At 72.3% G+C, this 19,972-nt stretch carries 15 protein-coding genes; 10 read left to right on the plus strand and 5 right to left on the minus strand.

Annotated features, from left to right (window positions below; translation table 11 throughout):
- Positions 1-89 precede the first annotated feature (89 nt).
- A complete protein-coding gene (locus tag BZB76_RS19275; RefSeq protein ID WP_121435790.1) occupies positions 90-1,103 on the plus strand; it encodes a TerC family protein in 1,014 nt (337 codons plus the stop codon).
- 81 nt (positions 1,104-1,184) lie between these two features.
- Positions 1,185-3,389, plus strand: coding sequence for an acyl-CoA dehydrogenase family protein (locus BZB76_RS19280; protein WP_121435791.1), 2,205 nt, complete (start codon positions 1,185-1,187; stop codon positions 3,387-3,389).
- Positions 3,390-3,414: 25 nt separating this feature from the next.
- Here the strand turns inward: BZB76_RS19280 and BZB76_RS19285 are convergent, their stop codons facing one another.
- From BZB76_RS19285 to BZB76_RS19295, 3 genes are all read right to left on the minus strand, one after another.
- Positions 3,415-3,753, minus strand: a complete 339-nt coding sequence (locus tag BZB76_RS19285; RefSeq protein ID WP_121435792.1) for a hypothetical protein — start codon at positions 3,751-3,753, stop codon at positions 3,415-3,417.
- 115 nt (positions 3,754-3,868) lie between these two features.
- On the minus strand, positions 3,869-4,444 hold the full coding sequence (locus BZB76_RS19290; RefSeq protein WP_121436211.1) for an AAA family ATPase: 576 nt from the start codon (positions 4,442-4,444) through the stop codon (positions 3,869-3,871).
- A gap of 98 nt (positions 4,445-4,542) precedes the next feature.
- Complete coding sequence (locus BZB76_RS19295; protein ID WP_121435793.1) at positions 4,543-5,208, minus strand: MBL fold metallo-hydrolase; 666 nt, start codon at positions 5,206-5,208, stop codon at positions 4,543-4,545.
- A 187-nt stretch (positions 5,209-5,395) separates the two neighbouring features.
- Between BZB76_RS19295 and BZB76_RS19300 the strand changes: the two genes are divergently transcribed.
- The 3 genes from BZB76_RS19300 to BZB76_RS19310 all read left to right on the plus strand — a co-directional run bounded on the left by BZB76_RS19300 (position 5,396) and on the right by BZB76_RS19310 (position 10,581).
- Complete coding sequence (locus BZB76_RS19300) at positions 5,396-5,887, plus strand: hypothetical protein (protein ID WP_121435794.1); 492 nt, start codon at positions 5,396-5,398, stop codon at positions 5,885-5,887.
- 4 nt (positions 5,888-5,891) lie between these two features.
- On the plus strand, positions 5,892-9,773 hold the full coding sequence (locus BZB76_RS19305) for a tetratricopeptide repeat protein (protein ID WP_121435795.1): 3,882 nt from the start codon (positions 5,892-5,894) through the stop codon (positions 9,771-9,773).
- Between the two features lie 112 nt (positions 9,774-9,885).
- Positions 9,886-10,581, plus strand: a complete 696-nt coding sequence (locus tag BZB76_RS19310) for a Crp/Fnr family transcriptional regulator (protein WP_121435796.1) — start codon at positions 9,886-9,888, stop codon at positions 10,579-10,581.
- Positions 10,582-10,605: 24 nt separating this feature from the next.
- Here the strand turns inward: BZB76_RS19310 and BZB76_RS19315 are convergent, their stop codons facing one another.
- Positions 10,606-11,352, minus strand: coding sequence for a maleylpyruvate isomerase family mycothiol-dependent enzyme (locus BZB76_RS19315; protein WP_121435797.1), 747 nt, complete (start codon positions 11,350-11,352; stop codon positions 10,606-10,608).
- A 291-nt stretch (positions 11,353-11,643) separates the two neighbouring features.
- Between BZB76_RS19315 and uvrA the strand changes: the two genes are divergently transcribed.
- The 3 genes from uvrA (at position 11,644) to BZB76_RS19330 (ending at position 15,830) form a co-directional block, all read left to right on the plus strand.
- On the plus strand, positions 11,644-14,481 hold the full coding sequence (gene uvrA, locus BZB76_RS19320; RefSeq protein WP_121435798.1) for an excinuclease ABC subunit UvrA: 2,838 nt from the start codon (positions 11,644-11,646) through the stop codon (positions 14,479-14,481).
- A 323-nt stretch (positions 14,482-14,804) separates the two neighbouring features.
- On the plus strand, positions 14,805-15,209 hold the full coding sequence (locus BZB76_RS19325; RefSeq protein WP_170180682.1) for a Rieske (2Fe-2S) protein: 405 nt from the start codon (positions 14,805-14,807) through the stop codon (positions 15,207-15,209).
- A 102-nt stretch (positions 15,210-15,311) separates the two neighbouring features.
- Positions 15,312-15,830: a Rieske (2Fe-2S) protein gene (locus BZB76_RS19330; protein WP_121435800.1), complete on the plus strand. Its 519-nt coding sequence runs from the start codon at positions 15,312-15,314 to the stop codon at positions 15,828-15,830.
- On the opposite strand, the gene BZB76_RS19335 is transcribed toward BZB76_RS19330, so the two are convergent.
- Positions 15,817-16,956, minus strand: a complete 1,140-nt coding sequence (locus BZB76_RS19335; RefSeq protein WP_121435801.1) for a mechanosensitive ion channel family protein — start codon at positions 16,954-16,956, stop codon at positions 15,817-15,819. The two genes, BZB76_RS19330 and BZB76_RS19335, sit on opposite strands and share 14 nt — an antisense overlap.
- Before the next feature lie 158 nt (positions 16,957-17,114).
- Here BZB76_RS19335 and uvrC point away from each other — a divergent pair, with 158 nt between their 5' ends.
- Complete coding sequence (gene uvrC, locus BZB76_RS19340; protein ID WP_121435802.1) at positions 17,115-19,088, plus strand: excinuclease ABC subunit UvrC; 1,974 nt, start codon at positions 17,115-17,117, stop codon at positions 19,086-19,088.
- Entirely contained in the window at positions 19,085-19,963 is an 879-nt protein-coding gene (rapZ, locus tag BZB76_RS19345) for an RNase adapter RapZ (protein ID WP_121435803.1), read from the plus strand. The genes uvrC and rapZ overlap by 4 nt, the downstream gene beginning before the upstream one ends.
- Positions 19,964-19,972: the final 9 nt, after the last annotated feature.

Genomic DNA, 19,972 nt, shown 5'->3' on the forward strand with positions numbered 1-19,972 from the left:
GACCCGGGTTCCGCGGCCCTGCAGGCGAGCGCGTCGCCCGGGGCGGGAGAGACCTCCGGCGCTCTTTCGTGTCCGCTGGAGGCACCGCCTTGTCCGTCTCACCCCTGGTCTGGGGGCTCACGATCGCGGCGATCCTCGCCGTCATCGCCGCCGACCTGTTCCTCATCCACCGCAACGACACGCGGGAGTTCACGACGCGGCGCGCCGCGTTCTGGTCGGCCGTCTACATCGGCCTCGCCGTGCTGTTCGGCGTCGGGGTCTGGCTGTTCGCCGGCGGACGGTACGCCGGGGAGTATTTCGGCGGCTTCGTCACCGAGAAGAGCCTCAGCGTCGACAACCTCTTCGTGTTCATGGTGATCCTCGCCCGGTTCGCCGTGCCGAAGCACGCCCAGCACACCGTGCTGATGGCGGGCATCGTGATCGCGTTGCTGCTGCGCGGCCTGTTCATCGCGGTCGGCGCCGCGGCGATCTCCACGTTCACCTGGGTGTTCTTCATCTTCGGCGCGTTCCTCATCTGGACGGCGATCGGCCTCGTCCGCGGCGGCGACGAGGACGAGTTCAAGGAGAACGCGCTGCTGCGGTGGGCCAAGCGCATCATCCCGACGGCCGAGGAGTACGACGGGTCCCGGTTCACCACCAAGCGCGGCGGGCGCCGGCTGTTCACCCCTCTCGCCATCGTCATGATCGCGATTGGGTCCACGGACGTGCTGTTCGCGCTGGACTCCATTCCCGCGATCTTCGGGCTGACCACCGAGCCGTACCTGGTGTTCACCGCCAACGCGTTCGCGCTGATGGGGCTCGTCCAGCTGTACTTCCTGCTCGGCGGGCTCACCGACCGGCTGGTCTACCTCGGTCATGGACTGGCGTTCATCCTCGGCTTCATCGGCGTGAAGCTGGTCCTGCACGCGCTGCACGAGTACGGCGTCTCCTGGGCTCCGGACATTCCGATCTGGGTGTCCCTCGCGGTGATCGCCGGAACGCTCGTCGCGACCACGGTCGCCAGCCTCGCCGCCGGAGGGAGGGCGCCCGCCGCCGGCGCGTCGACCTCGAACGAGGCCGTCGACGCCGCGGACGCGGACGCCGCCGCGACACGCGACGCGTAACCGCGCGCGGCTTGCCCTTCCCATAACCGAACCGTGTTCTAGAATGACGCTCAGCGGTGCGGGGAGAGAAGGGGTCGACGCATGGGCATGGGGCTGACCGAGGAACACGAGGCGCTCGCGGACGCGGTCCGCGGCTTCGCCGAGCGACACGTTGCGGCGACGACCGTCCGGGCGGCGCTGGACGCGGACCGGGAGACCCGGCCCGGGTTCTGGCCCGCCCTGGCCGACCAGGGCCTGCTCGGGCTGCACCTCGGTGAGGAGCACGGCGGCCAGGGTCACGGCCTCCTGGAACTGGCGGTCGCGCTGGAGGAACTGGGCCGGGCCGCCGCGCCCGGCCCGTTCCTGCCGACCGTCCTCGCGAGCGCCGTGATCGACGCGTCCGGCAACGCGAAGGCGCGCGGGGAACTGCTGCCCCCGCTCGCCGGCGGGTCGATGACCGGCGCCGTCGCGCTGGACGCGGGCGGCGCCGACACCCGAATGACCGCCCGCGGCGACGGTGACGCGCTCGTCGTGTCCGGAACGGCGGAGACGGTGCTCGGCGCCGCGCTCGCCGACGTGATCGTCCTGCCGGTGGACGGCGGCGAGCGGTGGGTCGCCGTCGACGCCGCGGACGTCACGGTCACGCCCGTCGCGAGCCTGGACAGAACCCGCCGCGTCGCCACGGTCGAGGTCACCGATGTCACCGTCACCGCCGACCGCGTGCTCGGCGGCGTCACCGCCGGGCACGTCCGGGACATCGCCGCCGCCCTGTTCGGCGCCGAGGCGGCGGGTCTCGCCGGGTGGCTGGTGACGACCGCGGCCGAGTACGCGAAGGTCCGCGAGCAGTTCGGCCGTCCGATCGGGCAGTTCCAGGGCGTCAAGCACAAGGCCGCCCGCGCCCTCACCGCGCTGGAGCAGGCCCGCGCCGCCGCCTGGGACGCCGCCCGCGCCCTGGACGAGGGCGCCCCCGACGCCGGTTTCGCGGCCGCGGTCGCCGCCGTAGTCGCCGCCGACGCGGGCGTGCGGACCGCCCGCGACGCCATCCAGATCCTCGGCGGCATCGGCTTCACCTGGGAGCACGACGCGCACATCTACCTGCGTCGCGCCATGACGCTGCGGGCACTGCTCGGACCGTCCGCGGACTGGGCGGCGAGGGTCGCGGCGCTCGCGCTGGACGGCGGCCGCCGCGAGGTCGTCCTGGAACTGGACGATGAGTTCCGGCCGCTGCGCGAACGCGTCCGGGCCGACATCGCCGGGCTGGCCGCCATCGACGACAGGGCCGAGCTGCACCGCAGACTCGGCGACGAGGGATGGACCGCTCCGCATCTCCCCGAGCCGTGGGGCCGCGCGGCCGGGCCCGTCGAGCAGATCCTCATCCAGCAGGAACTGAAGGCCGCCGGGATCAGGGGACCGAACCTGGCGATCGGGCGGTGGTTGGTCCCGTCCCTCGTCCGGTACGGGACCGACGAGCAGAAGGAGACGTTCCTGCGCGCGACCCTGCGCGGGGACATCATCTGGTGCCAGCTGTTCTCCGAACCCGGCGCGGGATCCGACCTCGCGTCGCTGACGATGCGGGCCGAGCGGGTCGACGGCGGCTGGCGGCTCACCGGCCAGAAGATCTGGACGTCGTTCGCGCGGCGAGCCGAGTGGGGCTTCTGCATCGCCCGGACCGACCCGGGCGCGCCCAAGCACGACGGCATCACCTATTTCCTGGTGGACATGAGGTCCCCGGGCGTGGACGTCCGCCCGCTGCGCGAGCTGACCGGAGACGCCCTGTTCAACGAGGTGTTCCTGGACGGTGTGTTCGTCCCGGACGACCGGGTCGTCGGCGAGGTGAACCGGGGCTGGGAGGTCGCGCGGCACACGCTGTCCAACGAGCGGGTGTCGCTGTCGACCGGCGGTTCGCTGGGCATGGGCGTTCCCGAGCTGCTGAAGTTCCTCCGGGGCCGTGACCTCGACCCCGTCGCGATGGTCGAGGCCGGCGGGCTCGTCGCGCGCGGCCAGGCGATCGACCTGCTCGGGCTGCGCACCACGCTCAAGCAGCTGAACGGCATCGAGCCGGGCGCGGAGGCCAGCGTCCGCAAACTCCTCGGCGTGCAGTTCAACCAGGACGTCGCCGACCACTGCTGGGCCGCGCAGGGCACCGTGGCCGCCACCGAGGTGCCGCTCGCCGACAGTGGCGTGTTGGCACGTGCCACGCTGTTCAGCCGCGCGATGACGATCTACGGCGGCACCACCGAGGTCCAGCTCAACATCATCGCCGAGCGTCTCCTCGGCCTGCCCCGCGACCCCGAGCCGGGCGGGTGAGCGGTCGGCGCGACCGGGCGCGCGGTCAGCGCGGCCGGAACGTGTAGGTGACGTTCACCAGGACGATCGCGAGCAGCGCGAACATCAGACCCGGCAGACCGGCGTTGACGACGGCGATGGCGCTCAACGGGATGGCGGCCAGCAGCGACAGCACCGCCATCGCCAGGCTGTGGTCCTGCCGGCCGCGCGCGGGCTCCGCCACCGGACGGGCCCGCGGCGCGGCGGCGGGAGTACGCGTGTCGAGGGCCTCCTGGATGCGGTCCACGACCGTCTCGATGAAGGCGTCGTCGTAGTCGGGGCCGAGCTCCCGCCGGGCCGCCATCGCCGCGGTCAGATCCTCGCGCGGCAGTCGTGGCATCGTCATGATTCCGTTTATAGGCGAACGCGCCCCCGCAGCGCCTCATCCACCGGAACGAACCCTCATGTACCTCGGAGGTAGCAACGCCGGGACGGGCCGGGACGGCGTCGGGTGACGCGGGTCAGGTGAAGTGGATGGTCCGAAGCCTGTCGGCGGCGTCGCGGTCCAGGACGGTCACACCGGACGCGGGCGGGAGCGGATCGCCGTCGCGGGCCCGGTCGACGAGCGGCCGCCAGCGGCGGCAGTGCCGGGCGAACGTCGCGGCGGTGACGATCCGGCCGCGGGCGATCTGCCCGGCGCGGGCGATGGCCGGGTCCACGTCGAGCAGGATGAGGTGCAGCCGGTTGCCGCGCCGCCGGGCCAGCCACGCGAAGAAGTGCAGGATGTGCGGCCAGGTGCCGCGGGTGTGCGCGACGACGCCGTGGCCGGCGACGATCGCGCGGGCGATCCGCCACACATGGGTGGTGTGGATGAGCGGCGTGCGGACCCGCGCGGGCAGGAAGCGCAGGCCCCGGGCCCACCAGTTGCGGGCCTGCCGGGAGTCGATCACCAGGACGTCGCCGGCCGGGACGGGGAGCGTCTCGTCCCCGTCCAGGTCGTACAGCCGGTCGAGGAGGGTCGTCTTTCCCGCCCCCGGCAGCCCGGCGACGAGAACCAGGGAGCCCGCCGGGTAGCTCAGGACAGGTCCCGGGTCCACCGCTTGGAGTTCGTGGATGGTCGTCTCCTGGTATCGGCCCGAAGTGTGGTTGAAGCAACGAACACCCGTGACCTGATGTTCCGTGCGGGAGGCGGGGATCACCAGCCGCGCGAGCGCCACTCGGGGATCGAGGGACGCTCGCGACCCAGCGTGGAGTCCTTGCCGTGACCGGGATAGAACCAGGTGGCGTCCGGGAGCCGGTCGAAGACGCGTTCCTCGACGTCCGAGAGCAACTGCGTGAAACGCGTCGGGTCGCCCCACGTGTTGCCGACGCCGCCGGGGAACAGGCTGTCGCCGGTGAACAGGTGCGGACGGTCGGCCAGTTCGCCCCCGGCGTCGTACAGCAGCGCGATCGATCCGGGCGTGTGGCCGCGCAGGTGGACGACCTCCAGCGTCGCGTCGCCCACCTGGACGGTGTCGCCGTGCTCGACGGGCTCGGCGACCGGTTCGGGCAGCGCCTCGGCGTCGCGGGGATGGGCGACGACGGGCGCGCTGGTGGCGCGGACCACATCGCTCAGCGCCATCCAGTGGTCCTGGTGGCGGTGCGTGGTGACGATCCGGGCGAGCGGCCCGTCCCCGATCAGCTCCAGCAGGCGGGACGCCTCGTTGGCCGCGTCGATGAGCAACTGCTCGCCGGTGGCGGCGCAGCGCAGGATGTAGGCGTTGTTGTCGTACGGACCGACCGCCACCTTCGTGACCGTCAGGCCGGGCAGTTCCCGGACGTCGGGACGGCCGCCGACGTCGACGTTGCCGGTGTAGGTCAAGGAGTCCTCCCGTCGATCGTTGCGGTGACCATCTTCCAGCATCGGCCACCGTGATCTCCGCGAGATCCGGCACGAGGGCGGAATGAGTCACCAGACGCAGCCGAACCGTGCGTTCGCGGACGGAAACTTCCGGCTTGTGGGCGCACCATGGTCATTGGAAGATCAGGTGAGTGAGGACGGTGAAGGGTTGGTTACCGCATTCCGCCCAGGACCGGACAGGGAGACGCCGGAGGACATCCTCCAGCACGCCTGCACCCTGGTCCGGCTCTGCGGCCGGGACTCGGCCATCGCGGCGGTGTTCCTCGCGCTGGTCCTGGCCGGGACCGCGTCCCGGTTGGCGGCGGGCGTCCCGGGCCTCGCCGCGCTGGCGCTGCTCCCGGTCCTGGCCACGGCGTTCGTGATCTCGGCGTCGTACGCGGTCCGGTCCCAGCGGACGCTGGTGTCGGTGCTCGCCGAGGTCCGCGGCCGCACCGGCTCCCCGGTCGACCCGGGCGTGCCGTGGACGCCGTTCGGGTCCGCGACCGCGCTGGACGACCGCGTCCGCGACGGGGAACTGCGTCGGCTGCTGTCGGCGGCGCATCGTTGCGGCGAGCTGTCCTGGCAGGCCGTCGCGTGGGCGGCGGCCACCTCGGTGCTCTTCCTGTTCTGGACGCTGGCGGCGGCGATGGCGGGAGGGTGACCGGGTGATCGACGACGTTCCCCCCGGCGGGACGGCCCCCCACGCCACTCGGTTCAGCCTGGACGTCCGGCGCGGCAGCTTCTGGGAGCGGCTCGCCCCCACCGACCGGCAGGCCCTGCGCGCCATGGGCCGGCGCACCGACATCCCGCCCGGCGGGATGCTGTGCCACCAGGGGTCGGTCGCGCCCGCCGTGTACGTGGTGTTCAAGGCGTCGCCGCGCGCCGCGAGCAACGCGGTCGCCAAGGAGTTCGTCGACTCCAGCGACGGCGACGAGTCGATCATCGACCTGTTCGGGGCCGGGGACATCGTCGGCGTCCTCGGCCCGTGGGGGCATCCGCAGCGCGGCACGGTCGCCGCGCTCGACCATGTCGCCGCGCTGCGCGTCGACCGCCGCAAGTTCCGCAGCCTGCTCGCGGCCAGCCCGCAGGTCGCCGAGGCGATGATGCACGCCATCTCCGAGAGCGTCACCTACGGCGGGCGCCGGCACGCCGTCCGGGCCGCCGACCATCCGCAGCGCCTCGCCTACCACCTGCTGGAGCTGGCGCACCGGTTCGGCGAGCCCGGCCCCGGGCAGGGCACGCGGATCCCGCTGAAGCTCAGCCAGGCGGAGCTGGCGAACTGGTCGGGCATCTCGCGGGAGACGCTGGTGCGGTGGTTCCGGCTGTGGCGCGCCCGTGGAATCCTCGACAGCAGACCACGGCCGCTGACCGTGCTCGACACCGAACGGCTGCGCCGCGCCGCGAGCCCGTGGGGCGACGAATGGCCCGCCGCCTGGCCCGCCGCCGAACGCGAACCCGGCCGGGAACGGCCCGAACCCGCGTCGGGCGCCGGGATCGCGGCGCGCGAACCGGTCCGCCTGCAGAGCCCGCCGCAGGTCCTGCTGCCCGCCGACAACCCCTACTTCGCGGGCCGGGCCGTCAGCCTCGGCAAGCTGGACCTGCTGGTGGGCCAGTCCGAATGGCCGCGCGCCGTGATCGTCCAGGGCATGGCGGGCGTCGGGAAGACGACGCTGGCGCTGCACTGGGCGCACCGGGTCGTCGACCGGTTCCCGGACGGCGTCCTGTTCGCCGACCTGCGCGGCACCCGCCGCAACCCCGTCACCCCCGCGGAGGCGATGGGGCAGGTGCTGCGCGCCGCGGGGGTGCCCGGCGACCAGCTGCCCCGGGCCGCCGCGGAACTGGAGGCGCAGTGCCGGTCGCTGCTGGCCGACCGGCGGATGCTGCTGATCCTCGACAACGCCTCACGGCCCGAGCAGATCAGACCGCTGCTGGCCGCGGTGACGTCCGGGCTGGTGCTCGTCACGAGCCGGCGGCGACTGCCCGCGCTCCTCGACGGCGCCGACATCCGCACGCTGGAACTGCGGGAGATGGCGACGCAGGAGGCCGTCGACCTCATCGCGGGCGTGCTCGGGCCCGGCGACGCCCGCGTCAGGGACGAACACCGGGCGATCGAGCGGCTCGTCCGGGAGTGCGGGCACCTGCCGCTGGCGCTCGGCGTCATGGCGGGACGGCTCGCCGAGAACCCCGGCGAGTCCATCGCCGCGACCGTCCGGGAGCTGGCCGCGCGGGACGCGCAGGACGCGCCGCCGTACGGGCCGGGCCTGACGGGGGCCGGGCTGAGCGAGGGCGCGGCGCACGGCGCGTCCGGGCCGGGCCTGCAGGCCGTGCTCAGCCCGACGTTCGACGTCGCCTACCGCAGCCTGCGCGGCGACCAGCGGGAGGCGTTCCGCCTGCTCGGCCTCGTCACCGGTCCCGACTTCACGCCCGCCGCGCTCGCCGCCCTCCAGGACCGCACGGTCGCCGACGCCCGCGAGTGCCTGGAGGGCCTCCGGCAGGCCTACCTCGTCCGGGACGTCGGACCTGACCGCTACCGGATGCACGACCTGCTGCGCGACTTCGCCCGCGAACGCGCGCTGCGGGAGGACTCCGACGGCGAGCTGCTGACGGCGCAGCGGCGGCTGCTGGCCGGCTACCTCGCCGAGGCGCGCGCGGCCGGAGCGGCGCTCGCGGTGCGGCCCCGGCCCACCGTGCCCCGGGGGGAGACGCCCGCCCGTCCGGCGAACGCGGCCGAACGCGCCGCCGGGCTCGCCTGGTTCGAGTCCGAGCGCCGCAACCTCGTCGCCGCCGTCCACCAGGCCGCCCGGCTCGGCCTGCACCGCACGTGCTGGGAACTCGCCGACGCCCTCTTCGACTTCCAGGAGTTCCGGCGCTACAGCGAGGACAACATCGCCGTCCACCAGGCGGGCCTGCACGCCGCCCGCGCCGAGGAGGACTGGGCGGCGGCCGCCGTCATGCTGCACAACCTCGCCACGGCGCACTTCGAGCTCGGCGACTCCGTGCAGGCCATCGGGTACGGGGAGGACGCCCGGCGCGGGTTCCGGGCGGTCGACCCGCCCGACCGGTACGGGGAGGCCGTGACCCTCGCCACCCTCGCCGACGTGCACCTGGCGCTCGGCCGCTACCTGACGGGGATCGAACGCGCGCGCCGCTCCCTGGCCATCCACACGAACCTGCGCGAGGAGGCGGAAGGCGGGGGCGACGGCGCGGACGCCGGGATCGCCCGTGGCCACGACACCCTCGCCCGCGCGCACCTGGGCCTCGGCGACTACGAGCGGGCGCTGGACCACGCGGCCGAGGCGCTCGGCGTACGGCGCCGGATCGACGACCAGCCGGGCGTGGCCGAGACCCTTCTCACGGTCGCGCAGGTCCACCGGCGGCAGGGCAACGTCCACGAGGCGGTCTCGCACGCGCTGGAGGCCCTCTACATCCGGCAGGAACTCGCCGACATGCACGGCGCCGCGCAGGCCCTGACGGAACTCGCGCGCATGAACGCCGTGCTCGGCCTGCGCGACATGGCCCGCAAGGACGCCGAACAGGCCCTGCGCACCTACCGGGCCCTCGGCGCGCGCCACGGCGAGGCCCGCGCGCTCACCACGCTCGGCATGCTCATGTGCGACGCCGCGAACTTCGCGGAGGCCTTCACCTACTGCGGGCAGGCGCTGCGCCTGCACCGCGACACCAGCGACCGGCACGGCGAGGCGGAGGCGCTCGCGCAGATCGGGATCGTCCACTGGCGCCTCGGCCGGTACCGGGAGTCGCGCGAGCACCTGCTGCGGGCCCTGGAGATCCGGCGGGAGATCGGCGACCAGCACGGCGAGGCCCACGACCTGGAGCACCTGTCGGTGGTCATGCGCCGGCTCGGCCGCCACCAGGAGGCGTTCGTCCTCGGCCTGGAGGCCCTCGACCTGTGGCACCGGCTCGGCGCCCAGGGCGGCATGGCCGGGACGCTCGGCAGCCTCGCCCGCACCTACTCGCGGCTCGGCCTGCCCGAGGACGCCGAACGCGCCGCGCGGCAGGCGCTGCGCATCCGCGAGGACAGCGGCGACTGGTACGGCCTCGGCGTCGGGAAGGACACCCTCGCCGCCGTGCTCCGCCGCGCCGGCCGCCCGCAGGAGGCCCTGGAACGGGAACTGGAGGCCCTGCGCTACCTCGGCGAGGTCGGCGACCGGCACTCCGAGGGCACCGCGCTCGTCCACCTCGCCGCCATCCACCTCGACCTCGGCCACGCCGACGAGGCCCTGGAGACCGGACGGCGCGCCCTCGACCTCGCCACCGAACTCGGCGACACCCGCGAACAGGCGTACGCCCTGCACACCATGGCCCGCGCGTCACAGCTGCTCGGCAAGCACGCCCGCGCGGTCGAGCACGTCAACGCCGAGATCGTCACCCGCCGCGACATGGACGACCAGCGGGGCCTGCGGCGGGCCCTGGAACTGCTGCGCGACTCCCATCTCGCGCTCGGCGACCGGGACGCGGCCGACGACTGCGTCCGCCGCGTCCGCGCCCTCGACAGCTGGCTCGCATCGGATCGATCACTCGACATGTGACAGGACGACCGACACAAGACCTCGACATGACGCAAGACCTCGACATGTGGCATAAGACGTAGTCCATCGACGCAGCGCCGCGTTCACTGGACCCTGGCGGCGAGGAGGCGAGATGGAGAGCACGCGGTTCTGGGACGCGCTGCCCGTCCGCGCCCGGGAGGAACTGCGGCGGGCGGGCGCCCCGGTGGTGATCAGACCCGGCGCGTTCCTGATGCGCGAGCACACCCGCGCGTCCCAGGTGTTCGTGCTGCGCTCCGGCGCGGTGCGGGTGTGGGCGGACCGCGACGGCGACATGGCCGTCCTCGACGTCCTCGGACCCGGCGACCTGGTGGGGGAGCTGGAGGCCGCGGACGGCGGCGTCCGGCACGCCAACGTCGAGGCGCTGACCCGGGTGGAGGCGCTCGTGCTGCCCGCCGCGCGGTTCCGGCACGTCCTGGACGCCCACCCCGGCTCGGTGTGGGCCGTCGCCGCCGTCCTCGCCGAACGGCTCCGCGACTCCAACGACCTGCGGATCGCGCACTTCCCCGACGACCCCGAACGCCGCCTGGCGACCCGGCTGCTGCGCCTGGCGTCGCGGTTCGGCTCGCCCGTCAAGGCGGACCCGCCGGACGCCGTGACCGACGAGGGCGGCGTCCAGATCCAGGTGCCCCTCTCCCAGCAGGACCTGGGACGCTGGGCCGGAATGGGCCGCCGCAAGGTCGCGCAGATCCTCGCCGCGGAACCCGTCCGCGACGGGATCACCGTCGCCCGCAACGCGATCGTCGTCCGCTCGGTGGACGCCCTGCACCGCCTCGCGGGCGACGACTGACCGAGCGGCAGGGGAGGGCGGGGTTCAGAAACCGGTGGGCTCGTGCGGCCACGGCGGCGGCACGGGCAGCGGGCCGTCCGGGCGCAGGGACACGCCCGCGCCGTCGCTGCGGCCGCTCAGCCAGCCGAGCAGCGCCCGACCCGACCCGGACGCCTCCGGCCCGCCGGACGTCCAGCCGAGGTCGGCGGACTCGCCGTAGTCGGTCGCGGTGATCCGGAGCCCGGCCAGTTCGCCGAGCCTGCCCTCCGGCAGCGCCGCGATGTCGGTCAGGGTGCTGCCCGACGCCCACCGGACATAGGTCTCGGGCCAGTCGGCGGGCCCGTACCCGGCGGCGAGGTCGACGTGGTGCGCCTCCACCTCGTGCCAGCGCCGGTACAGTGTGTACCAGGCGGGGTGCGGCCAGCCCATCATGGACTTCACCGGCACGTTCCAGGTGTCCTCGGACAGCGACCGAGCCGAATCGGAGAACCGCGCCGCGGTCGCGCGGATGTCCTCGACCAGCTCGTCGAGAGGCCGTCCGGCGCCCGCGTCCAGGTCGGCGTTGCGGGCGTCCCAGCTCGGGTACTGCGGGATCTCCACGCCCGTCCGCGCCGACTCGAGCAGGTTCCACAGCGAGTCGGCGTTGCGGGCGATGTGCGTCGCCACGTGACCGCGGCTCCAGCCGGGCAGCGCGGACGGGGCGCGCATGTCCTGGTCGCCGAGCCCCGACAGCGTGCCGACGATGCGCTCCACGCCCGCATCCAGCTCATCGATGACCACACGCCGATCCATGCGCTCCTCCTCGACCCCGTGGGGCCTCCATCCTGTCGCACATCCTGGCGCACGCGTCCGCGGCGTGCCACAGACGGTCCGGGTGTTCCGGTGGCAAGTGGTGTTCGAACACGTGTACGGTGCGAGAGTGCCGCCCGGACGGGCGGCGGCCATCGTGAAATGCGGCGACACGCGCCGCTGTTATGGCCTTGGGGAATCCGGCAGGCGGATTCTGTCGCACCCCCTGGCTAGCCTTGAGACGGACTGTCTCTCCCCATCGCCGCGCCCCAGAAGAGGAACCGGAACAACGCCGTGCATGACCGACTCATCGTGCGTGGAGCACGCGAGCACAACCTGAAGGACGTCTCGCTCGACCTCCCGCGGGACTCCTTGATCGTGTTCACCGGTCTGTCGGGTTCCGGGAAGTCGAGCCTGGCCTTCGACACGATCTTCGCGGAGGGCCAGCGGCGCTACGTGGAGTCGCTGTCGGCCTACGCCCGCCAGTTCCTCGGCCAGATGGACAAGCCCGACGTCGACTTCATCGAGGGCCTGTCCCCGGCGGTGTCGATCGACCAGAAGTCGACCAGCAAGAACCCGCGGTCCACGGTCGGGACGATCACCGAGGTGTACGACTACCTGCGGCTGCTCTACGCCCGGATCGGGCACCCGCACTGCCCCGACTGCGGCCGGCCGATCAGCAGGCAGGCGCCGCAGCAGATCGTCGACCGGGTGCTGGAGCTGGAGCCCGGCACCCGCTTCCAGGTGCTCGCGCCCGTGATCCGCGGCCGCAAGGGAGAGTACCTTGAGCTGTTCCGCGAACTCCAGGCCAAGGGATACTCGCGGGCTCTGGTCGACGGTCAAATGATCCGCCTGGACGAGCCGCCCAAGCTGAAGAAGCAGGAGAAGCACGACATCTCCGTCGTGGTCGACCGGCTCTCGGTGAAGGACTCGGCGCGGCAGCGGCTCGCCGACTCGGTGGAGACCGCGCTCGGGCTCGCGGGCGGCACGATCGTCCTCGACTTCGTCGACCTGCCGGAGGACGACGAGCACCGCACCCGGATGTACTCCGAGCATCTCTACTGTCCCTACGACGACCTGTCGTTCGAGGAGCTGGAGCCGCGGTCGTTCTCGTTCAACTCGCCCTACGGCGCCTGCCCCGACTGCACCGGCCTCGGCACCCGTATGGAGGTCGACCCGGAACTGCTCGTCCCCGACATGGAGCTGACCCTGGGCGAGGGGGCGATCCAGCCGTGGTCGAACGGGCATGTGAGCGACTACTTCCTGCGGCTGCTGTCGGCCCTCGGCGACGCGATGGGCTTCGACCTCAACACGCCGTGGGAGAAGCTGCCCGCCAAGGCCCGCAAGGCGATCCTGAACGGGCACGAGACCCAGGTCCACGTGCGGTACAAGAACCGCTACGGCCGCACGCGCTCGTACTACACGTCCTACGAGGGCGTGATCCCCTACATCCAGCGGCGGCACGCCGAGTCCGAGAGCGACTCCAGCCGGGAGCGGTACGAGGGCTACATGCGGGAGATCCCGTGCCCGACGTGCCAGGGCGCCCGGCTCAAGCCGGTGGTGCTCGCCGTCACCATGGGCGGACGGTCGATCGCCGAGGTCGCCGCGATGCCGATCGGGGAGGCCGCGAAGTTCCTGCTGGCGATGGAGCTGAACGAGCGGGAGCGGCACATCGCCGAACGCGTCCTCAAGGAGATCAACGCCCGGCTCGGCTTCCTCCTCGACGTCGGCCTCGACTACCTCACCCTCGACCGGGCGTCCGCGACGCTCGCGGGCGGTGAGGCACAGCGCATCCGGCTGGCGACACAGATCGGCTCCGGACTCGTCGGCGTCCTGTACGTGCTGGACGAGCCGTCCATCGGTCTGCACCAACGCGACAACCACCGGCTGCTGGAGACGCTGCTGCGGCTCCGCGACATGGGCAACACGCTGATCGTCGTCGAGCACGACGAGGACACCATCGCCGCCGCCGACTGGATCGTCGACATCGGCCCCCGCGCCGGTGAGCACGGCGGCGAGATCGTCGTGTCCGGCACCGTCGAGGACCTGAAGAACTCCGAACGCTCCCTGACCGGGGCCTACCTGGCGGGGCGGCGCGAGATCGCCGTTCCGGAGATCCGCCGTCCGCGGACGCGGGGCCGCGAGGTCACCGTCAAGGGCGCCCAGCAGAACAACCTCCGCGACGTGGACGTGTCGTTCCCGCTCGGCGTCCTCACCGCCGTGACCGGCGTGTCGGGCTCCGGCAAGTCCACGCTCGTCAACGACATCCTCTACAACGCGCTCGCCAAGAAGCTGAACAGGGCGCGGACCGTCCCCGGCAAGCACAAGCGCGTCAACGGCATCGACCACCTCGACAAGGTCGTCCATGTCGACCAGTCGCCGATCGGCCGCACGCCGCGCTCCAACCCGGCGACCTACACCGGCGTGTTCGACCACATCCGCAAGCTGTTCGCGCAGACCACCGAGGCGAAGGTGCGCGGCTACCAGCCGGGCCGCTTCTCCTTCAACGTCAAGGGCGGACGCTGCGAGAACTGCTCCGGCGACGGCACCATCAAGATCGAGATGAACTTCCTGCCGGACGTCTACGTCCCCTGCGAGGTCTGCCACGGCGCCCGCTACAACCGGGAGACCCTGGAGGTCCACTACAAGGGCAAGACGATCTCCGAGGTGCTCGACATGCCGATCGAGCAGGCCACGACGTTCTTCGAGCCGGTCACCGCGATCCACCGGCATCTGAAGACGCTGAACGACGTCGGGCTCGGCTACGTCCGGCTCGGCCAGCCCGCCCCGACCCTGTCGGGCGGTGAGGCCCAGCGCGTCAAACTGGCGTCCGAGCTGCAGAAACGCTCCACCGGCCGGACCGTGTACGTGCTGGACGAGCCGACCACCGGCCTGCACTTCGAGGACATCCGCAGGCTCCTCGGCGTCCTGAACGGGCTGGTCGACAAGGGCAACACGGTGATCGTCATCGAGCACAACCTGGACGTCATCAAAACCGCCGACTGGATCATCGATATGGGTCCCGAGGGAGGGTCCCGGGGCGGTACCGTCGTGGCCGCGGGCACACCCGAGGACATCGCCAAGGTGGAGGCCAGCCACACCGGCAAGTTCCTCGGCAAGATCCTCTCGTGACCCCACGTGGGTCCGGGCGGGGAAGGCTCGCGGTTCGCCGAACCGTCCGGCCCGCCGGGCGCGTGCGGTGAAGAGAGAGCAGGACAAAGGCGCCGGTAGGCCCCTCCCTCCAGGAGAGGGGACCGGTCAGATCCCGGGCATCTGGGAGAACCCGCGGGTCGGCCGCTGATCCCGGAGGCCCTCCCAAGGGAAGGGGGAGGGCCTCCGGGACGGACGCCCCGTCCCGGCACCCAGCGCACCCGGCACCCGGACGCTCGGACGGCTTGCGCGTTCACGGGCGGGTCGGCGCGCGACCTGGAACGTCGTCCAGGATCATGGCCGGTATGACTGACGAACAGGGGATCGGCCGCCGTGCGGTGCTCTGCGGCGCCGGAATCGTCGGCGCGGCCACGCTCGCGGGGTGCGGCGGCGACGGGGAGAAGTCCACGGAGGAACTCCGGGGCAAGGAGATCGCGAAGACCGCCGACATCCCGGTCGGCGGCGGCAAGATCTACGGCGGCGACAAGGTCGTGGTGACACAGCCGACCCAGGGCGCGTTCAAGGCGTTCACGGCGGTCTGCACGCACCAGGGCTGCACCGTCGGCTCCGTGACCGACGGGCTGATCAAGTGCGACTGCCATGGCAGCGAGTTCGCGATCGCGGACGGTTCCGTGCGGCGCGGCCCCGCGGACAAGCCGTTGAAGGAGTACCCGGTGCAGGTCAAGGGCGGTGGGATCGTCGTCGGCTGATCCGCCGGGCGCCCATGAAATGGTTCGGAATTGAACCACTTCGGCCCCGCGTACGTGCTCCCTGGTGACGTACCGAAATCGAGATGTCACCGGAGGGCGAGAATGCCACAGGGGTCCGAGACGCGGTCGGACGGAGCGGAGCAGGCGCCGGGGAACGCGCCGGCCGGGGGGAACAGCCGCAGGGGCCTGCTCATCGGAGCGGGCCTCGCGGGCATCGCCGGGCTGGCGGCGGCGTGCGGCGGGTCCGACGACGGCGGCGAAGCGGGCGACTCGACCGGGTCGGGCGGCTCGACCGGCGGCGGCCGGTCGAACGGCGGCCGGTCGCAGGGCGGGGGCAAGGGGATCGCGAAGACCGCCGACATCCCGGTCGGCGGCGGCAAGATCTTCGAGGACGCCAAGGTCGTGGTGTGCCAGCCGACCCAGGGTCAGTTCAAGGCGTTCTCGGTGGACTGCACCCACCGCGGTTGCGCCGTCGGCTCGGTGACCGGCGGCACGATCAACTGCCACTGCCATGGCAGCAAGTTCAAGATCACCGACGGTTCGGTGGCGGCACCGCCCGCCGACAAGCCGCTGCCGGAGAAGAAGATCACCGTGCAGGGCGACCAGATCATGCTCGCCTGAGCGTGTCCGGGCGCGCCGGGCGGCCCCCGCCGGGGGCGGCCCGGCCGTTCTCGTCCCGGCCGTTCTCGTCCCTGCCGTTCTCTTCCGGGGCGTCCTCCCTCGCGGTGGCCTCGACACGCAGGCGGGGGAGCGCCTCGGGGTGGTGGCGGCGGATGTGGGAGACGAGATGCTCGCGCACGTCGCAGCGCAGATCCCAGGTGCTGGCCGAGTCCGCCGCGCTCATCATCGCCAGCAGGGTGACCAGCCCGTTCGGCTGGACGTCCACCACCTGGAGCATCCAGTCGCGCCGGTCCCACAGCGGGTTGTCCCGCAGCGCCGCGTGCAGTTCGGCGCGCAGCTCGTCGATCGGCACCGACCAGTCGACGTGCAGTTCCACGGACCCGAGCAGCCGGGACGAGTGCCGGGTCCAGTTCTCGAACGGCTGCTCCGTGAAATGCGACACCGGGAAGATCATTCGCCGGTCGTCCCAGAGCCGCAGCACCACGTAGGAGAGGGTCAGCTCCTCGACCCGTCCCCAGTGGCCCTGGGTGACGACGACGTCGTCCAGCCGGAGCGCGTCGCTGAACGCCAGTTGCAACCCGGCGAGCAGGTTGCCCAGCGTCGGCCGCGCGGCGATGCCGACGACCAGCCCCGCGACGCCCGCCGAGGCCAGCAGCCCCGCGCCGACCGCGCGCACCCCGGGAAAGGTGAACAGCGCGGCGCCCACCGCCAGCACCACGATCAGCACGGCGGCGATACGGCGCAGCAGCAGCATCTGCGTGCGGGCCCGCCGGGCGCGCCGGTTGCGGTCGCCCTCCACACGTGTCAGCCGGGCCAGCGGCGGGTCGGTCAACGCGTAGCCGATCCGCAGCACCAGCCAGGTCGTGACGCCGATCGCCGCGATCCGCACCGCCTGCCGGACCGCGTCCTCGGCCGGGTCGCCGAGCATCCGGTACGGCATCGCGGCGCCGCCGCCCACCACGGCGGCGAACGCGAACGCCGGCGCGGCGACGCGTCGGGCGACACGACCCGCGCCCGGCCAACGCGCCGACAGCCGCCCCGCCAGCAGCCGGCGCCCCACCTCCACGACGATCACCGACGCGGCGACGACGGCCGCGAGGACGATCCATGCCCACAGTGCGGACACGTCCGCGACGACCCCCTTCCGGGCTGGGGAGAACCTACGTCCGACTCTCCCTTTCCGAATCTTTTGCGGACATGTGACCAGCGGAGGGAGACCTCCGTCACCCCGGCCCGGACGCGCGCCAGCACGGCGTGTCGGCCCCGCCCATTAGGCTTCTGAACGTGGCAGATCCGGCGACCTACCGACCCGCACCCGGCTCCATCCCCGAGTCTCCCGGCGTGTACCGGTTCCGCGACGAGCACGGCCGGGTCATCTACGTGGGCAAGGCCAAGAGCCTGCGGCAACGTCTGAACTCCTACTTCGCCGACTTCTCCACGCTGCATCCGCGCACGCAGACGATGGTGCGGACCGCCGCGCGCGTCGACTGGACGGTCGTCGCCACCGAGGTCGAGGCGCTCCAGCTCGAATACTCCTGGATCAAGGAGTTCGATCCCCGGTTCAACGTCCGTTACCGCGACGACAAGTCGTATCCGTACCTCGCCGTCACCCTGAACGAGGAGTTTCCGAGGGTGATGGTGATGCGCGGCGCGAAACGCAAGGGCGTGCGCTACTTCGGGCCGTACTCCCACGCGTGGGCGATCAGGGAGACGGTCGACCAGCTGCTGCGCGTGTTCCCCGTCCGGACGTGCAGCGCGGGCGTGTTCAAACGGCAGCACCAGCTCGACCGTCCCTGCCTGCTCGGCTACATCGGCAAGTGCTCGGCGCCGTGCGTCGGCCGCGTCACCCCGGACGAGCACCGGCTCCTCGCCGAGGACTTCTGCGACTTCATGGCGGGCCACACCAGCCGGTTCATCAAACGGCTGGAGCGCGACATGCGGGAGGCCGCCGCGTCCCAGGAGTACGAGCGCGCCGCCCGGCTCCGCGACGACGTCCGTGCGCTGGAACGGGCCCTGGAGAAACAGGCCGTCGTCCTCGCCGACACCACCGACTGCGACATGATCGCCTTCGCGGAGGACGAGCTGGAGGCGGCCGTGCAGGTCTTCTACGTGCGCGGCGGCCGGATCCGCGGGCAGCGCGGCTGGGTCGTCGACAAGGTCGAGGACGTCACCACCGCCGATCTGGTCGAGCATTTCCTCATCCAGATCTACGGCGAGAGCGAATCGGTTCCGCGGGAGGTGCTCGTCCCGGCGCTGCCTCCCGAGGAGGACGCGATGACCGAGCTGCTGTCGGAGCAGCGCGGCGGGCCCGTCCGGCTGCGGGTGCCGCAGCGCGGCGACAAGAAGGCCCTGCTGGAGACGGTCGCGCGCAACGCGCACGAGGCGCTCAAACAGCACAAGACGCGCCGCGCGTCCGACCTCACCACCCGCAGCCGCGCCCTCCAGGAGATCCAGGAGGCGCTGGAGCTGGACGAGGCCCCGCTGCGCATCGAGTGCTACGACGTGTCGAACCTCCAGGGCTCCGACGTGGTCGCGTCGATGGTCGTGTTCGAGGACGGTCTGGCCCGCAAGAGCGAGTACCGCCGGTTCACGATCAAGGGCGTGCAGGGGCAGGACGACGTCCGCTCCATCCACGAGGTCATCACCCGCAGGTTCAAGCGCTACCTCGCGGAGAGCGAGAAGACGGGCGAACTCGACCACCTGGGCGACACTCCCGGCGAGGAGGGCGCGCACCAGCCGATCGATCCGGAGACCGGAAGGCCCCGCAAGTTCGCCTACCCGCCGAACCTGGTGATCGTCGACGGCGGTCCGCCGCAGGTCGCCGCCGCGCGGCGGGCCCTGGTGGAGCTCGGGGTCGACGACATCGACGTGTGCGGCATCGCCAAGCGGCTGGAGGAGATCTGGCTGCCCGGCGAGGACGACCCGGTGATCCTGCCGCGCAACAGCGAGGGGATGTTCCTCGTCCAGCGGGTCCGCGACGAGGCGCACCGGTTCGCGATCACGTTCCACCGGCAGCGGCGATCGAAGTCGATGACGGTGAGCGAACTCGATAACGTTCCGGGTCTGGGTCCGGCGCGCCGGGCGGCGCTGCTGAAACACTTCGGGTCGCTGAAGCGGTTGAAGGACGCGACACCCGAGCAGGTCGCCGAGGTCCCGGGCATCGGGCGGCGCAGCGCCGAGGGGATCGTCGCCGCCCTGCACGGCGGCACGGGGCCGCGGGGGGACGCGGACGGGGAGCATACGGGGAGACCGACATGACCAGTGAGACGAAGATCCCGGACATTGTGATAGTCACCGGAATGTCCGGGGCGGGCCGCAGCACGGCGGCCAAATCCCTGGAGGACCTCGACTGGTTCGTGGTCGACAACCTGCCGCCGGGCCTGCTGGCGACGATGGCCGACCTCGGCGGCCGGGTGAAGGACGCCGTCCCGCGCATCGCCGTGGTCGTGGACGTGCGCAGCCGCGCCTTCACCGAGGACCTGCACTCCTCGATCGCCGAACTGGAGGCACGCGGCGTCCACCCGCGCGTGGTGTTCCTGGAGGCGAACGACGCCGACCTGGTGCGCCGGTTCGAGAGCGTCCGCCGTCCGCACCCGCTGCAGGGCGACGGCCGTCTCGTCGACGGCATCGCCCGCGAACGCGAACTCGTCCGGGAGGTCCGCGCCGAGGCCGATCTGGTGATCGACACCAGCGGGCTCAACGTGCACGAGCTCCGCAACAAGATCATCGGCTTCTTCGGCAACGACACCGGCGAGTCCAGCCTCCGCGCGACCGTCGTGTCGTTCGGCTACAAGTACGGCCTGCCCGTCGACGCCGACCTCGTCGTCGACTGCCGGTTCCTGCCGAACCCGCACTGGGTGCCGGAGCTGCGGCCGAAGACGGGCCGCGACGGCGCCGTCCGCGACTACGTCCTCGGGCAGCGCGGCGCCAAGGAGTTCCTCGACGCCTACGCCGAGGTGCTGCGTCTTCTCGCCGACGGATACGAACGTGAGGGCAAGCACTACGTGACGCTGGCCGTGGGATGTACCGGGGGCAAACACCGTAGTGTGGCCATGGCGGAACAGATCGCCGCCCGGCTGCGGGACGAGGGCATCGAGGTGCAGGTCGCCCATCGTGACCTCGGCCGCGAGTAGACCCCTGCC

This window comes from Actinomadura pelletieri DSM 43383 (genome assembly GCF_003634705.1).
Lineage (GTDB): Bacteria > Actinomycetota > Actinomycetes > Streptosporangiales > Streptosporangiaceae > Spirillospora > Spirillospora pelletieri.

What these genes read in the sequence shown, in the direction of transcription:
- BZB76_RS19280 (WP_121435791.1), top strand. Translation starts at nt 1,185, where the DNA reads ATGGGCATGGGGCTGACCGAGGAACACGAGGCGCTCGCGGACGCGGTC.
- rapZ (WP_121435803.1), top strand. Translation starts at nt 19,085, where the DNA reads ATGACCAGTGAGACGAAGATCCCGGACATTGTGATAGTCACCGGAATG.
- BZB76_RS19285 (WP_121435792.1), bottom strand. Translation starts at nt 3,753, where the DNA reads ATGACGATGCCACGACTGCCGCGCGAGGATCTGACCGCGGCGATGGCG.
- BZB76_RS19325 (WP_170180682.1), top strand. Translation starts at nt 14,805, where the DNA reads ATGACTGACGAACAGGGGATCGGCCGCCGTGCGGTGCTCTGCGGCGCC.
- BZB76_RS19310 (WP_121435796.1), top strand. Translation starts at nt 9,886, where the DNA reads ATGGAGAGCACGCGGTTCTGGGACGCGCTGCCCGTCCGCGCCCGGGAG.
- BZB76_RS19315 (WP_121435797.1), bottom strand. Translation starts at nt 11,352, where the DNA reads ATGGATCGGCGTGTGGTCATCGATGAGCTGGATGCGGGCGTGGAGCGC.
- BZB76_RS19330 (WP_121435800.1), top strand. Translation starts at nt 15,312, where the DNA reads ATGCCACAGGGGTCCGAGACGCGGTCGGACGGAGCGGAGCAGGCGCCG.